Source organism: Tenacibaculum crassostreae, from assembly GCF_964512405.1.
GTDB classification, from domain to species: Bacteria; Bacteroidota; Bacteroidia; order Flavobacteriales; family Flavobacteriaceae; genus Polaribacter; species Polaribacter crassostreae.
This window is the reverse complement of the sequence record NZ_CAZELE010000003.1, coordinates 201,932-219,378: the sequence shown is the minus strand read 5'-3', so window position 1 is coordinate 219,378 and position 17,447 is coordinate 201,932. Positions and strand designations below refer to the sequence as shown.

General features: G+C 33.2%; 14 protein-coding genes. 4 read left to right on the top strand and 10 right to left on the bottom strand.

Features of this window, described 5'->3' with window-relative positions; translation table 11 throughout:
- Window positions 1–14: 14 nt before the first annotated feature.
- From ACKTST_RS03255 to prfA, 8 genes are all read right to left on the bottom strand, one after another.
- Complete coding sequence (locus tag ACKTST_RS03255; RefSeq protein WP_408046367.1) at window positions 15–449, bottom strand: heavy-metal-associated domain-containing protein; 435 nt, start codon at window positions 447–449, stop codon at window positions 15–17.
- 12 nt (window positions 450–461) lie between these two features.
- The gene (locus tag ACKTST_RS03250) at window positions 462–2,168 is read right to left on the bottom strand and encodes an efflux RND transporter periplasmic adaptor subunit (RefSeq protein ID WP_408046366.1); all 1,707 of its coding nucleotides are present in this window, start codon (window positions 2,166–2,168) and stop codon (window positions 462–464) included.
- 2 nt (window positions 2,169–2,170) lie between these two features.
- Window positions 2,171–2,881, bottom strand: coding sequence for a hypothetical protein (locus tag ACKTST_RS03245; protein ID WP_408046591.1), 711 nt, complete (start codon window positions 2,879–2,881; stop codon window positions 2,171–2,173).
- Between the two features lie 5 nt (window positions 2,882–2,886).
- Window positions 2,887–3,618, bottom strand: coding sequence for a heavy-metal-associated domain-containing protein (locus tag ACKTST_RS03240; protein ID WP_408046365.1), 732 nt, complete (start codon window positions 3,616–3,618; stop codon window positions 2,887–2,889).
- 2 nt (window positions 3,619–3,620) lie between these two features.
- A complete protein-coding gene (locus ACKTST_RS03235; RefSeq protein WP_408046364.1) occupies window positions 3,621–4,844 on the bottom strand; it encodes a TolC family protein in 1,224 nt (407 codons plus the stop codon).
- Window positions 4,834–8,559 carry an efflux RND transporter permease subunit gene (locus ACKTST_RS03230; protein WP_408046363.1) on the bottom strand — a complete coding sequence of 1,242 codons (3,726 nt, stop codon included), beginning with the start codon at window positions 8,557–8,559 and terminating at the stop codon, window positions 4,834–4,836. The genes ACKTST_RS03235 and ACKTST_RS03230 overlap by 11 nt, the downstream gene beginning before the upstream one ends.
- A gap of 103 nt (window positions 8,560–8,662) precedes the next feature.
- Window positions 8,663–9,079, bottom strand: coding sequence for an HYC_CC_PP family protein (locus ACKTST_RS03225; RefSeq protein WP_408046362.1), 417 nt, complete (start codon window positions 9,077–9,079; stop codon window positions 8,663–8,665).
- A gap of 438 nt (window positions 9,080–9,517) precedes the next feature.
- Window positions 9,518–10,594, bottom strand: coding sequence for a peptide chain release factor 1 (gene prfA, locus ACKTST_RS03220; RefSeq protein ID WP_408046361.1), 1,077 nt, complete (start codon window positions 10,592–10,594; stop codon window positions 9,518–9,520).
- 79 nt (window positions 10,595–10,673) lie between these two features.
- On the opposite strand from prfA, the gene ACKTST_RS03215 reads away from it, so the two are divergent.
- The 3 genes from ACKTST_RS03215 to ACKTST_RS03205 all read left to right on the top strand — a co-directional run bounded on the left by ACKTST_RS03215 (window position 10,674) and on the right by ACKTST_RS03205 (window position 12,699).
- Window positions 10,674–11,411, top strand: a complete 738-nt coding sequence (locus ACKTST_RS03215) for a hypothetical protein (protein ID WP_408046360.1) — start codon at window positions 10,674–10,676, stop codon at window positions 11,409–11,411.
- 142 nt (window positions 11,412–11,553) lie between these two features.
- Window positions 11,554–12,117, top strand: a complete 564-nt coding sequence (locus ACKTST_RS03210) for a YceI family protein (protein WP_408046359.1) — start codon at window positions 11,554–11,556, stop codon at window positions 12,115–12,117.
- A 3-nt stretch (window positions 12,118–12,120) separates the two neighbouring features.
- Window positions 12,121–12,699, top strand: coding sequence for a hypothetical protein (locus ACKTST_RS03205; protein ID WP_408046358.1), 579 nt, complete (start codon window positions 12,121–12,123; stop codon window positions 12,697–12,699).
- A 53-nt stretch (window positions 12,700–12,752) separates the two neighbouring features.
- Here ACKTST_RS03205 and ACKTST_RS03200 read toward each other — a convergent pair whose 3' ends face one another.
- Both ACKTST_RS03200 and ACKTST_RS03195 read right to left on the bottom strand, forming a co-directional pair.
- Window positions 12,753–13,931: an AIR synthase related protein gene (locus tag ACKTST_RS03200; protein WP_408046357.1), complete on the bottom strand. Its 1,179-nt coding sequence runs from the start codon at window positions 13,929–13,931 to the stop codon at window positions 12,753–12,755.
- A 104-nt stretch (window positions 13,932–14,035) separates the two neighbouring features.
- Window positions 14,036–16,216, bottom strand: a complete 2,181-nt coding sequence (locus tag ACKTST_RS03195) for a glutamine synthetase III family protein (protein WP_408046356.1) — start codon at window positions 16,214–16,216, stop codon at window positions 14,036–14,038.
- Window positions 16,217–16,414: 198 nt separating this feature from the next.
- On the opposite strand from ACKTST_RS03195, the gene ACKTST_RS03190 reads away from it, so the two are divergent.
- Entirely contained in the window at window positions 16,415–17,425 is a 1,011-nt protein-coding gene (locus tag ACKTST_RS03190; RefSeq protein ID WP_408046355.1) for a glutamine synthetase beta-grasp domain-containing protein, read from the top strand.
- Window positions 17,426–17,447: the final 22 nt, after the last annotated feature.

Genomic DNA, 17,447 nt, shown 5'->3' with positions numbered 1-17,447 from the left:
GGTATCAATACAACTTAGTGATTCGAGTTCTCGTCTTCTTTCACATCTCCTTTTAGGCTCATTTCCATTCCATGGTCATATTGACAGCATCCAGGTAAATTTTCATAAGCAGATTCACTTCCCATTACTTTATCTGTATCATAACCTGAGGCTGCTATTGCGTTATGAATAGCATCTACATTTGTTTTTGATTCATCATAAGAAACGTTTATTTGCTTTCTTAACTTATCCCATTCTGCCATACTAACTCCTTCTACTCCATTAGCAGCTTTTTCAATGGTATTTTTACACATTCCACAATTTCCACGTACACCAAATGTTGTTTCGATAGAGGCTACTTGGTTGCTTGTTGTTTGCTCTGTTTTAGTTGTTTCTTTTTTTGCTTCGTTTTTACAACTTACTAACCCGATGGTAGCTATAATTGCTACACTTAAAATTACTCTCTTCATTTTAAAAAAAATTTACTTGTTATTTATTACTTGTTTTACTTCACCACATTTCAGCATCATATCGCCGAAATACGGGTTTAATACTTGTTTTTCTTTACTTAACCAATACGCTCCTTTGTCGCTATCTGCCATTGGGCAATATTGCTTATAACTAATTTCGTTTATACCAAAGGATTGTACAGCCAAAATAAAATGCTCTGACAATATCTTAAATTGTTTACGCTGCACTTTTATATCTTCGGAATTAGCAATAGCATTACTACTTGACTGCAAAGTTTTATTTAGCATCATCCATTGTGTGTGAGCCTCATTATTGGCTAACAATTTCATATCAATATTTTGTAATTCCTTGTGTAAAGTTGATGCACTATTTTTTGATAATTCAGCACCTGATTTTATGAGGTTGTCTTTCAGTTTGATATACTCATCATAAGCAGTTTGTAATTGCAATTTGAATTTTTTGCTCACTTCAAACTGTTCGCTAATTTCTTTTTTATGGTTCATCATCGACTTTTTGCCCTGTAATTGTGCAGACGCATCAATAGTAAATACTCCGTTAGTTACAATTTCATTGCCTGATTGCAAGCCACTTTTAACTTCATAATTCTCACCTAATTTACTACCTAATACTATTTCTTTCATTTCAAAAATAGGATTGTTCGCATCTGGTTTTACATACACTATCGAGCGTTTTCCTGTCCATAAAACAGCCGATGCAGGTATCAATAATTGCGCTTTGGTATCTTTTACTTTAGCATCTACTTTTCCTGTTACAAACATTTCGGGTTTAAACAATTCTTTTAGATTGTTTAAAACAGCTCGAACAGTTACGGTACGTGTTTGCGGGTTTAAAACAGGATTGATAAACGAAATTTTCGTATTAAAAACTTCGTTAGGATACGCATTGGTAGTAATAGCAATAGTTTGCCCAACTTTAAAATTACTGATTTGATTTTCGTACACATCAAAGTTTGCCCAAACCGTATTCAAATTGGCAATTTTAAGTAAAGGTTGCCCTTGTTTTATATAATCGCCTTGTTCTACTAATTTATCTGAAACCGTTCCTGATACAGTAGCATACACATGAAAATTTTCTTTTACCTTTTTAGAACTTTCAATTTGATTGATTTGATTGTCTGACAGCTTCCATAATTTTAACTTATTACGTACCGCTTTGTACAATGCGGGTTGTGTTTCTTTTAAGGAAGATGCGGTTAATAGTTCTTGTTGTGCCTTAACTAATTCGGGTGAATAAATAGTGGCTAAAAGCTGTCCTTTTCTAACGTTTTCACCTGTAAAATTGATGTTTAATCGTTCTATTCGTCCTGCAAAATAACTTACTTGTACTGCATTGGCTTCTTCGTTTTCGGCAATTTTTCCTGATAAGGTTATTCCATTATTCATATTTGCAGTAGCACCACCAATAATAGTAGTTTCCACGTTTGCTAATGCCATTGCATTTTTTGTAAGTTTAAATTGATTGGGAGATAAACCTTCTGCACCTGCTTCGGCAGGAATTAAATCCATACCGCAAATTGGGCAATCGCCTGCTTCGGGTTGCATAATTTGAGGATGCATTGAACAAGTCCATTTTTGTTTAGCATCACTCATTTCTTTATGATTAGGAGATACTTTTTCAGTAGATGAATTTCCAAAAAGTAACCAACCCAACAATAAACCGATTGCTAATATTCCCGAATAAATTATATATTTCTTCATATTTACTTATTATTTCTTCTTACTAATTTTCTTACTGTAGGTGAAGATGTAAACCATAATAAAAACCCACTTAATACAGTGATTAACCCTAATAGAGAAAAGGCTCTTAAAACGGTAGTGTTAAAATCATCTCTTCCTTCATAATCCATAGTATGTGTCATCCATAGAAAATCAAACCAGCGCCAACTTTGATGTCGTACAGTTTGGAACTTTCCGTCTTTAATAGATACATAGGCTTTTACCATTGCATCTGTTTTATAAGAAATTACATATGCTGGTAATAATTTTTCACGATATTCATGATGTTTCCCTGCTTCTATGATACGTTCAATAGATGTTACTTCAAGATTGGACTTCATATAGTTTTTTGCTATATAAAGTGCTTCTTCTTTAGTAATAGTATCTTTCTTATCACCGTTAACTGCGTTGTACAGTTGTTTATTATTTATCCAATAGTAGGGAGTGTTATTAATATCTCTTAGTTCTATGTTTTTTATACCTTCAGAGATTTGAAGTTTAGAAGGACTAATTAAGTCATTAAATGCCTTAGATTGGTATTCTAAATTTTTATAATGGTCACCATGAATCTCATCTATATCTGTCCAACTAAAATATAAGCCACTTATCGTCCAAAGTAAAAACTGAATTCCTAAAAACAATCCTAAATAACGATGTGTTTTTCTAATTTTTAAGGCTGTATGTCTGTTTACCATCATAATTAACTTATTAACATTAGTATTGCCATAACAATCATTATTGCGTTTTCTATAAAAGTCGCTTCTGTCATCGGTAGTTTTAAGGCAGTACCTAAGCAAGCACAACGAATTGCTTTTTTATCTAATAATGTTTTGGTTACTCCTATTGTTGTTATTCCTAATACGATTAACGTTATTATTAAAGCTATTTTAACTTCAAAACGCAATAGAAACATAAGCCCTAAAGCGGTTTCTATAAATGGGTAAACCTTCGCATAGACTGGAACCTTTTTTGCTAAAGGGTCGTACATTCTAAAAGAATCAGGAAACCCTTTTAAATCTAACATTTTAAAAAAGCTAAAAACGATATAAAACAAGCCCATAAAATCGAGCATAAACTCACGCCAACTCCAATCTTTATAGTGTAATAATATACTTGTAACTGTGATATATAATAAGATTAAAAACAAAGGTTTTAATTGTACGAATTTGCTTTTTTCTTGTGCAATTTCAAAATCCGAAAAAGTGTTTGAAGCTACCTTTTTAACAGGTGTTTTTTCAGAAATAGTGTATTTTTCTTGTAACACATTTTGTAAATCTGATAAACCAATATGCTTACTCATAGTTATTTCAGCTTCTTTATTTTCAAGATTTACCTTTACATCGGTAACGTTATCCAAACTACCTAAACTCTTTACTACGTTAGCTATACAACTACTGCAAGTCATTCCTTCAATTCTATATATATGTTTCATTTTTACTGAATTAAATAGTTAATAATGGCACTTTGCTCATAATAATTTTGCACCGCCTTAATTTGGTTTAACTGAAATTTTAACTGCAATTCTTGAATGTCGAGAATATCGTTAAAATCAATTGTGCCTGTTTCGTAACTTTTAACAAGAATGGTTTCGGCATTTTTGGCTTGTTTCAAGTTTTCGCTTTGTGTGTTGTAGATTATTCTTGCCGATATACGATCGTTAATTGCTTTATCTAGCAAGGTTTCTAACTTATTAAATCGATCTTGTTTTTGACTGTTAAATTCTTCTTGCTGAATTTCGTTTTGCTTGGTTTTCGACTTATATTTTTTATTGAAAATTGGAATCGACAACGACACCATTGGCATTACAATATCTTTTCCGTTATCGCTAAAATTCATATCAGTACGTTGTGCAACGTTAACATAATCGAGCCCGAAACCTATCATTGGACTACTTTCTTTTTGGTTTAATAGTTCAGATTTTTCAACTGATTGATACAGCTTATCATATTTTAGTATTTCAGGATGAAATTGTAAACTATCTGCATTTATAGTTTTGTCTTCTAACGGAATTTCTAATTCTTGCACCACATTTATCGCTGTGTTTTTATCTCTGCTCAGCAACTTATTAAAGGCTGTTTGTTCGGCTAAAAATTGTTGTTGTAAAACGGCTTTAGATTGGTTTAAATCGTTTTGTCGCATTTGTAGACGCAACACATCTACAGCAGATGCTTTGCCAACTTCAACCGACGTTAACGCCATAGTTTCGTAGGTTTTTAGCAAGTTAATGTTTTCGGTTAAAACTTGCTGTTTAGCTTTAATTGTGTACAAGTTGTAATATGAAGTTGATACCGACGCGATTAATTGTCGTTTAGCAATAGTAATATCTTCAAACTTGGCATCGGCTAACGAACTCACGTAATCTTCTCTCGAACTAATTGTACCAAACCAAGGCAACATTTGGTTTACTGATACTTTAAATCGTTGTGCTCCTGTTCGTGTTTCGGGTTCGCTTACAAAATAACCTACACCAATATTTGTATTGGGTAAGGTATTTACTTCGTTTACCTTTTCTGAAACTCGTTTGTATTGCAATTCAAACTGTTTAATTTTTGGATTGTTTGCCAAGGCTTCATCAATAAGCGATTGCAAATTCTGTGCATTAGAAAACCCACTAAAAACAAGAATGATCAATATGGATAATATGTTTTTAGTTTTCATTTGTTTTTTTTCTTTTTAATAAAAATTCTTCTCGTAAACTGTACAAAACAGGCAATAAAAAATAGGATGTTACGTCGATAATCATACCGCCAAAGGCAGGAATAGCCATTGGTATCATAATATCGCTTCCTCTCCCTGTGGATGTTAGTACAGGTAGTAATGCCAATACGGTTGTTGCTGTTGTCATTAAACAAGGTCTGATACGTTTTTCGCCTGCTTCCACAACCGATTTTCTTATATCCGCTTTTGTAGTTGGTTCGTTTTTAGCAAAGGTTTGTTTTAAATAGGTTGCCATAACCACGCCGTCATCAGTGGCAATACCAAACAAAGCAATAAATCCTACCCAAACTGCCACACTTAAATTAATTGGATGCATTTGAAACAGTTCTCGAATGTTTTGCCCAAAAACGCTAAAGTTTAAAAACCACGATTGCCCATAAAGCCACATCATTATAAATCCGCCTGCAAAGGCTACGATAATTGCGGTAAATACCATTAAAGAAGTCGTTGTTGAACGGAACTGAAAATACAAAATGATGAAAATGATAAGTAATGCCAATGGCACAACTACCGATAAGGTTTTTTCAGCTCGTATCTGATTTTCATACGTTCCTGTAAATTGAAAATTAATACCTTTTGGTACAATCAATTCACCACTATCTATTTTTTTCTGAATGGCTTTTTGTGCATTTTCAACTACAGTTACTTCGGCAAAATCGTTGAGTTTATCAAATAACACATAACCAATTAAAAAGGTGTCTTCACTCTTAATTACTTGTGCGCCTTGCTCGTAACGAATTGTTGCCAAATCACTTAATGGCACAGAGTTTCCTTTATTTATCGGTACATAAATTTGTTCTAAATCGGTTGGTGTAGTGCGAAGTTCTCTTGGATAACGAACGCGCACACCGTAACGTTCTCTTCCTTCAACAGTTTGAGTTAACGGCATACCACCAACGGCTACTTTTAAAACATCTTGCACCTCTTGAATTGAAACGCCATAACGTACTATTTTTTCTCTATCGATGTCAATTAACAGATATGGTTTTCCTACAATTCTGTCAGCAAAAACGGCTTCTTCTTTAACACCTCTAACTGTTTTTAAAATGCTTTCTAATTGCACACCAAAGGCTTCAATTTCTTTTAAGTTTTGTCCTTTTACTTTAATACCCATTGGTGCACGCATCCCTGTTTGTAGCATTACCAATCTGGTTTCGATAGGTTGTAATTTTGGTGCAGATGTAACACCTGGTATTTTGGTTGCTTTAACTATTTCGTTCCAAATATCGTCGGTAGATTTTATGTTAGGTCGCCAATTTCGGTAAAACTCGCCGTCGTTGTCTTCAATTAATTCATCCGTAGAAACATCTGAAAATATAAATTTTGAAGTCGCATCGGTTGAATTTGGATTGGCTACTGTTTTGCCGTTTTTTAATATAAATAATCCGTCATTATTTACCCTATAACGTTGGCGTTCGCCGTGGTTATTAAGTGCATATTCGGGTTTATAAATAATTACGTTTTCATACATTGAAAGTGGCGCAGGATCTAAAGCTGATTCGGTTCGTCCTGCTTTACCAACTACCGTTTTTATTTCAGGAATATTGGCAACCCCCATATCCAACTGCTGTAAAACACGTTTGTTTTCTTCTACGCCCGAATGTGGCATTGAGGTTGGCATTAGTAGAAACGAGCCTTCGTTTAAAGACGGCATAAACTCTTTGCCTGTGTTTTTGAAAATTAAAAACCCGAGAATGGTAATCGTAGTTGGAATTGCCAAAAAGAGTATTTTGTTTGCTAATGCCCATTGTAAAATTTGAGCATAGTATTTTCGTAATAACGAGAATGCTCCTAACAATCCGAAACAGATAATGGCTACAAACAAGAGGTTTAAGAATAAACTTTCTCCTACTCCTAAAGGTCGCCAATATTCAGCCAATAAAAACACGATAGCTACTGATGCAATAACTATATTAATCAAGTTTACTTGTTTGTTAGAAACTTTTTGTTGTAGTTTTAAAATACCTGTACTACCGAAAGCGATTAAGAGTATTCCTAACCAATTTCCAAAGACAATAGAAATAACACCTAAAATAATTAATACAATATTGATGATGTACGACAGGTTTTTGGTAATACTTCTTCGTTTAAAAATGATAGTTGCAAATGGCGGAATTAAAAACAACGCCACCACCAATGCCATAATAAGTGCAAAAGTTTTGGTAAAAGCCAACGGACTAAATAATTTACCTTCTGCACCAACCATTGTAAATACTGGCAAAAAGCTAATTATTGTGGTCATTACTGCGGTAACAATTGCGCCCGAAACTTCGGCAGTAGCATTGTAAACTACGGTATTGATTGGTAGATTATTTTCGTCCTTTTCTAAATGATTTAAAATGTTTTCTGATAGAATTACCCCCACATCTACCATTGTTCCGATTGCAATTGCAATTCCTGATAAAGCAACGATATTAGCATCGACACCAAAGGCTTTCATTGCAATAAACACCATTAAAACCGCCACAGGCAACAAGCTCGAAATTAATATGGATGCTCGTAAATTATACACCATTACTATAATTACTAAAATGGTAATGAGTATTTCTAATGTTAAGGCTTCGTTGAGTGTTCCTAATGTTTCTTGAATAAGTTCTGAACGATCGTAAAATGGTACAATGGTTAATTGTGATGTTGTGCCGTCTGCTAAAACTTTTGATGGTAATCCTGCACTTAATTCTTTAATTTTTTCTTTGGTATTATTGATTACCTCTAACGGGTTTGCGCCATAACGTGCTACCACAACACCCCCAACTACTTCGGCACCCTCCTTGTCTAAAATTCCTCTACGAGTTTTTGCACCAAGCGATACTTTCGCTATATCTTGTATTTTTATTGGTGTGTAATTTGCTGATGAAACCACCGCATTTTCAATATCTTTTATAGATGTGAGATAACCCAAACCACGTACCAAATATTCTACTTGGTTAATTTCTATGGTTTGCGCTCCAATGTCTTGGTTGCTTTGTTTTACAGCTTTTACTACTTGTTGCAAATTGATGTTGTATTGACGCATTAATTCGGGTTTTACGTCAATTTGATATTCTTGTACATATCCGCCAATAGAAGACACTTCAGACACACCTCCTGCCGATGATAAGGCGTATTTTACATAGTAATCTTGTATGCTTCGTAGTTCGTGTAAATCCCAACCTCCAGTTACGTTTCCGTCTTTATCTCTTCCCTCTAATGTATACCAATATACTTGCCCTAAACCTGTGGCATCGGGTCCTAAAGTTGGATTAACCCCCTCTGGTAATAAACCACTTGGTAACGAATTAAGTTTTTCAAGAATACGTGAACGACTCCAATAAAATTCGACATCTTCTTCAAAAATTACATAGATGCTCGAAAACCCAAACATTGAAGAACTACGAATGGTTTTTACACCAGGTATGCCTAACAATGATGTGGTTAACGGATAGGTTATTTGGTCTTCTATGTTTTGTGGCGAACGACCTTCCCATTTAGTAAATACAATTTGTTGATTTTCGCCAATATCTGGAATGGCATCTACCGCTACAGGTGAGCTTGGTAAAAAGCCTGTATTCCAATTAAAAGGTGCGTTTACAACTCCCCAACCTATAAATAGGACGAGTAATAAAACCGCAATAAGTTTGTTTTCTATTAAAAATTTGATGCTTTTATTGAGCATAAAAAAATGATTTTAAATAATTAGACATTGGTACGGTAAATACCGTGTACGACAACATATCCTTTGAAATAGCAATGGATATAATTGGTCTAATACGTTAAAATCAGATTAAATATACTTCGTCGAGAACATGAATATCCTTGACGACAAAAGGAGGTGAATAGTCTTTAAAAGGAATTACCCTATTGTGTAATCCTTCAAATAAATTAAAGTAAGAATAATAAAATGCAGCTATGAAAAGTTGTTGGTCGTAAGACAAGCTATCAAATACAGATTTTTTAAAATTATCTTGTCCCTTGATAAGTTGTGTAACATCTTTACAACAGTTCTTTTTTGTAATGGAACATTCTTTGTTGTTCTCTTGCTTCATTTCCATTCCGCAAGTTTTTGCCTCGCTAAAATAGCTTGTATTTATCAATGTATCACCACAAAAATGACTATTGATAGTAAACGACATAGTAGAAAACACTACTACTAATGCCATCGTAATGGACGCTATTTTATAAAACAACTGCTTCATTATTAGAAGCAAAGGTATGAAAAAATAAAAAATCAAAGTCTTAAACAAATAGTTAAATTAACTATACATAAACATTTATTCTTTAAAAGAACCTAAATCTACCTTTTTGATTTGGATGGTATCCACCGCTACTTGTACATCTAGATTATATTCAATAACTAGTCTTTTCCATCTATGAACACTATTTTTTGTTTCTTTCTATCTCGGTATCTCCACTAAATAAAAATTTCAACCAGTTTTATTTTGTTTGAAATTTTTATATTTTACAGACAATGAAAAATATTTTGACTTGTTTAACTACAATTGACCTAAAATCAATTTTAATTTCAATAGTTGTATTTATCATAGCTATTAGTATAACAAACTTCTTAAAAAAGAAACGAGATAACTATTAATTATTCAAAAGAAAAACGCAACCAAATTGGTTGCGTTTTTCTTTTAAATTGTTTCTCCTAAATCTTTTAGTTTAGAAGTATTTTCTGCGAGCATTAACTCGTCTATAATTTTTTGAATATCACCATTTACAATATTCGATAAATCGTATAAAGTTAATCCAATTCTATGATCAGTTACACGTCCTTGTGGATAGTTATATGTTCTAATTTTAGCAGAACGATCTCCAGAAGTTACCATAGATCCACGTTTAGCAGCATCTTCTTCTTGCTTCTTCGCCAACTCCATATCATATAAACGAGAACGTAATACTTTAAACGCTTTTTCCTTGTTTTTATGCTGCGATTTTTGATCTTGACATTGCGCTACTAATCCTGTAGGAATATGCGTTAAACGTACAGCTGAATACGTTGTATTTACCGACTGACCTCCTGGTCCTGACGAACAGAAAAAATCGATACGTACATCTTTTGGGTTGATTTCTATATCAAACTCTTCTGCTTCTGGAAACACCATACAAGTTGCTGCTGATGTATGTACACGTCCTTGTGTTTCTGTTTGTGGTACACGTTGTACACGATGCACTCCTGCTTCAAACTTTAAAGTTCCATACACATCTTCCCCTGTAACTTCAAACTGAATTTCTTTAAATCCACCATTGGTTCCTTCAGAAAAATCTACTGTAGAAACTTTCCATCCTTTACTTTCGCAATATTTAGTATACATTCTAAATAAATCTCCTGCAAAAATACTCGCTTCATCACCACCAGTACCGGCGCGTAATTCTACTACCGCATTTTTAGAATCTTCAGGATCTTTTGGAATTAGTAAAAACTTAATCTCTTCTTCCAATTCTGGAATTCTAGATTTAGCTTCTTCCATTTCCATTTTAGCCATTTCTACCATTTCTGCATCCGAACCGTCTGCAATGATTTCTTTAGCTTCTTCAATATTATTTAATAAAGTTTCGTACTCGTTTGCCTTTTTAACAACCTTTCCTAAATCTTTATACTCTTTATTTAATTGTACGTAACGTTTCTGATCAGAAATAACATCTGGTTGGATGATTAAGTCTGACACCTCATCGTAACGTTGTTTAACTATCTGTAATTTATCTAGCATAGTATCATTTCTTGGGCTGCGAATTTACGATTTTTTATCGAATTTAATTCATTATCTTTAATCCTTTAAGACTTTTATAATGCGAATTTTAGTACTATTTATTATCGGATTTTTACTTTGTTCTTGTCAAAACACAACAGAAATTAAAAAACCTACTTGGTTATTGGGTAAATGGAAACGCATAAACAATCAACCCGAGAAACTTACTTATGAGTTTTGGAATGATGATTTTTCTGGAATTGGTTTTACCTTAAAAGAAAAAGACACTGTGTTTAAAGAGGTATTGGATATTATTCAAAAAAATGATTCTTTATATTTAAAAGTTACAGGTGTAAATGAAAAGCCAACACTTTTTGCTTTTACTAAGCAAACCGACACTTCTTTTACTGCGGAAAACAAAAAAAATAAATTCCCTAAAACAATTCAATATTGGACAGAAAATAATCAATTAAAAGCTAAAGTAGCCAATGATGAATTTTCGATTGATTTTGTTTTTGAAAAACATCAAACAAACAACTTACAAGAAAAAATTCCGCAAGGAAAATTTACCTACGAACTAATTTTTGCAGAATTCCCTGATAGATTTAACGATTCCACTTGTTCTATTGAAATAAATGGGAATCATATTATCGTTAAACAAAATGAAACTACTAACTTAACAGGAGGTGAGATTATTTATGACGGATTAATACTTAAACACAAAAGTGGAAAGTGGATTTTAGCCAACACAAATGAATCCACCAATGCAGATGAAATTGGGGGATGCACAGATTATCCTATAATTAATTTTAACGAAAAGCTTATTGAATGGTGTTAAACTTAATATTCAAAAGTTCCGTACTCACTTTTAATAGTTAATAGTTTAAATTTTTACATCTATTCACACTTCTTTTACATTCATTTGACACTTTTTTTTGACATCTAAAATAGTTTTACTCAGAATTTAAAAATCAAATCAAATGAGAAAAATTATTATTGTATTTATCTGTCTTTTTTGTTTATCAAATATTGTTAGATCTCAAGAAAAATTAAACATCAACACAAAAGAGAGCTCTATTAAATGGATAGGCGAATTAACATTTCATTTTGGCGGACATGATGGTTTTATTGACTTTAAAGAAGGTTATTTTATAAAAACTGGTGATATGATTACAGGTGGTGAATTTATTATTGATATGAATTCCATCACGAATTCAGACATCAAACAACAAGAAGGAAAAGACAACTTGGTAAAACACTTAAAAGAACCCGATTTTTTTGATGTAGAAAAATTTCCTTTAGCTAAACTTACAATTACAAAAGTTAAATACTCTAACCCTACTCATGCACGAGTTGAAGCAAATTTTACTCTTAAAGATATTACCAAGCCTATTAATTTTAGAGTTGAATTTAATTCTGAAGAACAAAAAATGACTACTCGATTTAAAATTGATAGGCGAGCATGGAACGTAAGCTATAAAAGTAAACTTAGAGATTATGCCATTTCAGACGCTATTGGACTTGAAGTTTTGGTTAAATTATAAAGAATGAAAAAAGCAATCACCTTTCTACTGCTACTAAGTATAAATTTACTGGTAGCACAACATAAAAAAGACATTAACTTAATTGACCTTGATAGTACTTGGGGAAAAGAAATATTTCCATTTCCTTTAAGTTTTGCTCAAAACATCAATTATCAGGGTATTGAAGAAGCTCGCTTCCCTCCTAAAGGATGGTCTGATGCAACACATCCTAATTTTTGGTCTTACACTTTTGTTTGGAAAATTGATAAAAGACAAGACATTACTACCAATATTTTAGAAGATAATTTACAAAAGTATTTTGATGGCTTAATGAGAATAAATACTACAGAAGAATTAAAACACTATAAAACTGTAGCTTTATTTATAAAGAAAAAACACAACTCTTTTACAGGAAAAATAAAAACTTATGATCGTTTTACCACTAAAAAACAGCTGATTTTAAATGTATTAGTTGAAAATCACTTTTGTAAAAAACAACAAAAATCAATACTTCTATTTAAATTTTCTCCAAAAGACTTTACACATCCTACATGGAAAATGCTTGAGGAAATAGAACTCACAAGCAATTCTTGTGATGAATAACAATAAAAAATCCTCAGATTTCTCTGAGGATTTTTATGTTTTATCCTATACTATTAATACTCAAAAGTTCCGTATTCACTTTTAATAGTTAATCGTTTTTTATCAGAAACCTCTACTCTTCCCACAATTTGTGCATTTACATTGAATGATTTTGAGATTGTAATAATTTCTTCAGCTACTTCAGGAGAAACATATAGCTCCATTCTATGACCGCAATTAAACACTTGATACATTTCTTTCCAATCGGTTTTTGATTGTTCTTGTATCAACTTAAACAATGGCGGAATTGGAAACATGTTATCTTTTACAATATGTAAATTATCAACAAAGTGTAATATTTTTGTTTGTGCTCCACCAGAACAATGAATCATCCCATGCACTTCTTCCGAAGAAAATTTTGATAAAATTTCTTTTATAATCGGTGCATATGTTCTTGTTGGAGATAACACTAACTTACCTGCATCAATAGGTGAGTTTTCAACTTTATCTGTTAGTTTTACATTTCCTGAATATACTAAGCCAGAAGGTACTAAAGCATCAAAACTTTCTGGGTATTTTTCTGCTAAATAATTATGAAACACATCATGACGCGCAGAAGTTAATCCGTTACTCCCCATGCCTCCGTTGTATTCTTTCTCGTAAGTTGCTTGTCCGAACGACTCTAAACCAACAATAACATCACCAGTTTTGATATTTGCATTATCAATTACATCCGAACGCTTCATACGAGCCGTAACTGTAGAATCAACAATAATGGTACGAACCAAATCACCTACATCGGCAGTTTCACCTCCTGTTGAATGAATCGTCACACCAAATTCTTTCAATTCATTAATTAACTCTTCAGTTCCATTTATAATTGCCGATAAAACTTCTCCAGGAATATTGTTTTTATTACGCCCAATAGTTGACGATAACATAATATTATCGGTAGCTCCCACACACAATAAATCATCAATATTCATAATTAATGCATCTTGTGCGATTCCTTTCCAAACTGAAATATCTCCTGTTTCTTTCCAGTACATATAAGCTAAAGACGATTTTGTTCCCGCGCCATCGGCATGCATAATTAAACAGTAATCGTCATCGTTTGTTAAGTAATCTGGAACTATTTTACAGAAAGCTTTTGGAAACAATCCTTTATCAATATTCTTGATAGCATTGTGCACATCTTCTTTTGATGCAGAAACACCACGTTGTGCGTAGCGTTTAGAAATTTCTTGACTCATTTTGTTGTGTTGTTGTTGAGTGCAAATTTAGTTTATATTGCGTTTTTACCAAGAAAAAGACGAACGTTTTTTAACGATCGTCTTTAAAAATTCTTCTTTGTTTATTATCTTGTAAACAGTAACTCTCTATACTTTGTTAAAGGCCAAAGATTATCATCAACCATTAACTCTAATTTATCGCAATGGTAACGGATTTCATCAAAATATGGTTTTACCTTATTACAATAAGCATCTGCATTTTTTTGACCTTCGAGTTTATTCGCTTTTTTACGTTCTTCAATCATCAACTCAACTTTTGAATTGATTCCAGCTATATGACTCGATATTTTTTGAATTAAATCAATTTGCTCGTTTGCATATTTTTCAAAATTATTTCCAAAGATTTCTTTTAACCCTTTTACATTTTCTATTAATGTATTTTGATATTGAATTGCAGTTGGAATTACATGATTTCTGGCAATATCACCCAATACTCTACTTTCTATCTGAATTCTTTTAGAATATTCTTCTAATTCAATTTCATGACGAGCCTCTACTTCAACCTTGTTCATTACTCCCATTTCTTCAAAAAGTGAAATTGCTTTTTTAGAAATTTTTGCTTTTAAAGCTTCTGGAGTAGTTTTATTATTCGACAATCCTCTTTTCTTCGCTTCTTTTTCCCAAGCTTCCCCATATCCATCTCCTTCAAATCGAATATTTTTTGACGCTTTAATATATTCTCTTAATACATTAAAAACCGCCTCATCTTTTTTAAGATTTTTAGTATCTACCAATTTATCAACTTCTTCTTTAAACTCAATAAGTTGCTTTGCTATGATCGTGTTTAAAACCGTCATTGGTCCTGCACAGTTTGCCCACGAACCTACAGCACGTAATTCAAATTTATTTCCTGTAAAAGCAAAAGGAGATGTTCTGTTTCTATCGGTGTTATCTAATAAAATCTCAGGGATTTTACCAACTATATTCAGTTTTAAATCTGTTTTTTCCTCTGGAGATAATTTTCCTTTCGTTACATTTTCTAATTCATCAAGCACTTCAGATAATTGCGTTCCAATAAAAACAGAAATTATTGCTGGGGGTGCTTCATTTGCTCCTAAACGATGGTCGTTACTTGCACTTGCAATTGATGCTCTAATCAGCTCTTCATAATCATGAACAGCTTTGATAGTGTTCACAAAAAAGGTTAAAAACTGCAAATTCTTCATCGGAGTTTTACCTGGACTTAGTAAATTCACTCCCGTGTTAGTAGATAAACTCCAGTTATTATGTTTTCCTGAACCATTTATCCCTGCAAATGGCTTTTCATGAAATAGCACTTTAAATTTATGCCTTTGTGATACTTTTTCCATCACATCCATTAATAATGAATTATGATCTACCGCTAAGTTTGCTTCTTCAAAAATAGGTGCTAGCTCAAACTGATTTGGCGCCACCTCATTATGACGCGTTTTTACTGGAACACCTAACAGCATACATTCGTGCTCTAAATCACGCATAAAATTCAATACTCTAGTTGGAATCGACCCAAAATAGTGATCATCTAACTGTTGACCTTTTGCAGGTGCATGTCCTAACAAAGCTCTACCAGTCATCATTATATCAGGTCGCGAAGCTGCTAATGCTGTATCAATTAAAAAGTACTCTTGTTCCCAACCTAAGGTTGCATTTACTTTGCTTACATTTTTATCAAAATACTTACAAACAGCAGTCGCAGCAGTATCTACTGCTTGCAAAGCTCTTAACAACGGAGCTTTATTATCTAACGCCTCACCTGTGTACGCAACAAAAACAGTTGGTATACATAATGTTGTACCATATACAAAAGCTGGTGAAGTAGGATCCCAAGCTGTATACCCACGTGCCTCAAAGGTGTTTCGGATTCCTCCGTTTGGGAAACTCGAGGCGTCTGGTTCTTGTTGTACCAATTGACTTCCATCAAACTTTTCCATAGCACCACCATCAAAAGTTTCAAAAAAAGCATCGTGCTTTTCTGCTGTTGCACCAGTTAAAGGCTGAAACCAATGTGTATAATGTGTTGCTCCTTTAGATAACGCCCAATCTTTCATACTTACCGCAATTTGATCGGCAGTAGTTCTTTCTATCTTCGTTCCAAACTCAATAGCATCCATCACACTTTGGTATGCTTCTTTCGTCATATGTTGTCGCATTGCTTGTTCGTTAAAAACATTCCTTCCAAACAACTCAGAACGACGTTCATTCTCTTCTACAATTAATGGTTTTCTATTCAAAACCTCTTGTAATGCATTGAATCTTAAAACTGACATATTATATAAAGTATAAAATTAGACACTTCAAAAATACATAATTTTACCTTTTAAAAGACATACCCCCTAAAAAAACAGGGGTTAGCTTTAAATTAAAGTTAATTCTAACAACAAACACCCCTTAAAATTTTGCATTAACAAAAAAAATACACACATTTGCAGTATATTTAATTCCATAACAACACAAAAACAAAAATCATGAGTAAATCAAAATTAGAATATATTTGGTTAGATGGTCATGAACCAACTCAAAACATGCGTAGTAAAACTAAAGTTGAAGAAAACTTTAGTGGTAAGCTAGAAGATTGCCCTATTTGGTCTTTTGATGGTAGCTCAACTGAACAAGCATCAGGCGGTGCTTCTGATTGTTTGCTAAAACCAGTTGCTATTTACCCTGACCCTACAAGAAGAAATGGTTTCTTAGTAATGTCAGAAGTTTTAAATGCAGACGGAACTCCTCATGCATCAAATGCGCGTGCAAGAATTGACGATAACGATAATGATTTTTGGTTCGGGTTTGAGCAAGAGTACTTTTTAATGGACACAAAAACTGATTTACCTTTAGGATTTCCTCGTGGAGGTTTCCCTGGACCTCAAGGAAAATATTATTGCTCTGTAGGTGGTCGTTACACTTGGGGTAGAGATTTTGTAGAAGAGCACGCTGATTTATGCATTGAAGCTGGTTTAAATTTTGAAGGAATTAATCAAGAAGTAGCCCCAGGACAATGGGAGTTCCAACTATTCGCCAAAGGAGCAAAAAAAGCTGGTGATGAAATTTGGGTAGCTCGTTATTTATTAGACCGCTTAACTGAAAAGTATGGATACTATATTGAATACCACCCAAAACCTGTAAAAGGTGATTGGAATGGTTCTGGTATGCACGCTAACTTCTCAAACACCACTTTAAGAACTTGTGGTTCAAAAGAAACTTACGAAGCTATTTGTGAAGCTTTTAGACCTGTTACCGAAGAACATATTGATGTTTACGGAGCTAATAATGACGAACGCTTAACCGGTTTACACGAAACAGCTCACGTATCTGATTTTAGTTATGGAGTTTCTGATAGAGGTGCGTCTATCCGTATCCCTATTATTACCGTTGAAAAAGGATGGAAAGGATGGTTAGAAGACCGTCGTCCTGCTTCCAACGCTGACCCATACAAGGTAGCTGGAAGAATTATTGAAACAGTAAAAAACGCAAAAATTTAATTTTAGCACACACATACAACAA

Excerpts from the sequence above, each read along its gene's own strand:
- ACKTST_RS03255 (WP_408046367.1), bottom strand. The coding sequence starts at position 449 with ATGAAGAGAGTAATTTTAAGTGTAGCAATTATAGCTACCATCGGGTTA.
- ACKTST_RS03250 (WP_408046366.1), bottom strand. The coding sequence starts at position 2,168 with ATGAAGAAATATATAATTTATTCGGGAATATTAGCAATCGGTTTATTG.
- ACKTST_RS03245 (WP_408046591.1), bottom strand. The coding sequence starts at position 2,881 with ATGGTAAACAGACATACAGCCTTAAAAATTAGAAAAACACATCGTTAT.
- ACKTST_RS03240 (WP_408046365.1), bottom strand. The coding sequence starts at position 3,618 with ATGAAACATATATATAGAATTGAAGGAATGACTTGCAGTAGTTGTATA.
- ACKTST_RS03235 (WP_408046364.1), bottom strand. The coding sequence starts at position 4,844 with ATGAAAACTAAAAACATATTATCCATATTGATCATTCTTGTTTTTAGT.
- ACKTST_RS03230 (WP_408046363.1), bottom strand. The coding sequence starts at position 8,559 with ATGCTCAATAAAAGCATCAAATTTTTAATAGAAAACAAACTTATTGCG.
- ACKTST_RS03225 (WP_408046362.1), bottom strand. The coding sequence starts at position 9,079 with ATGAAGCAGTTGTTTTATAAAATAGCGTCCATTACGATGGCATTAGTA.
- prfA (WP_408046361.1), bottom strand. The coding sequence starts at position 10,594 with ATGCTAGATAAATTACAGATAGTTAAACAACGTTACGATGAGGTGTCA.
- ACKTST_RS03215 (WP_408046360.1), top strand. The coding sequence starts at position 10,674 with ATGCGAATTTTAGTACTATTTATTATCGGATTTTTACTTTGTTCTTGT.
- ACKTST_RS03210 (WP_408046359.1), top strand. The coding sequence starts at position 11,554 with ATGAGAAAAATTATTATTGTATTTATCTGTCTTTTTTGTTTATCAAAT.
- ACKTST_RS03205 (WP_408046358.1), top strand. The coding sequence starts at position 12,121 with ATGAAAAAAGCAATCACCTTTCTACTGCTACTAAGTATAAATTTACTG.
- ACKTST_RS03200 (WP_408046357.1), bottom strand. The coding sequence starts at position 13,931 with ATGAGTCAAGAAATTTCTAAACGCTACGCACAACGTGGTGTTTCTGCA.
- ACKTST_RS03195 (WP_408046356.1), bottom strand. The coding sequence starts at position 16,216 with ATGTCAGTTTTAAGATTCAATGCATTACAAGAGGTTTTGAATAGAAAA.
- ACKTST_RS03190 (WP_408046355.1), top strand. The coding sequence starts at position 16,415 with ATGAGTAAATCAAAATTAGAATATATTTGGTTAGATGGTCATGAACCA.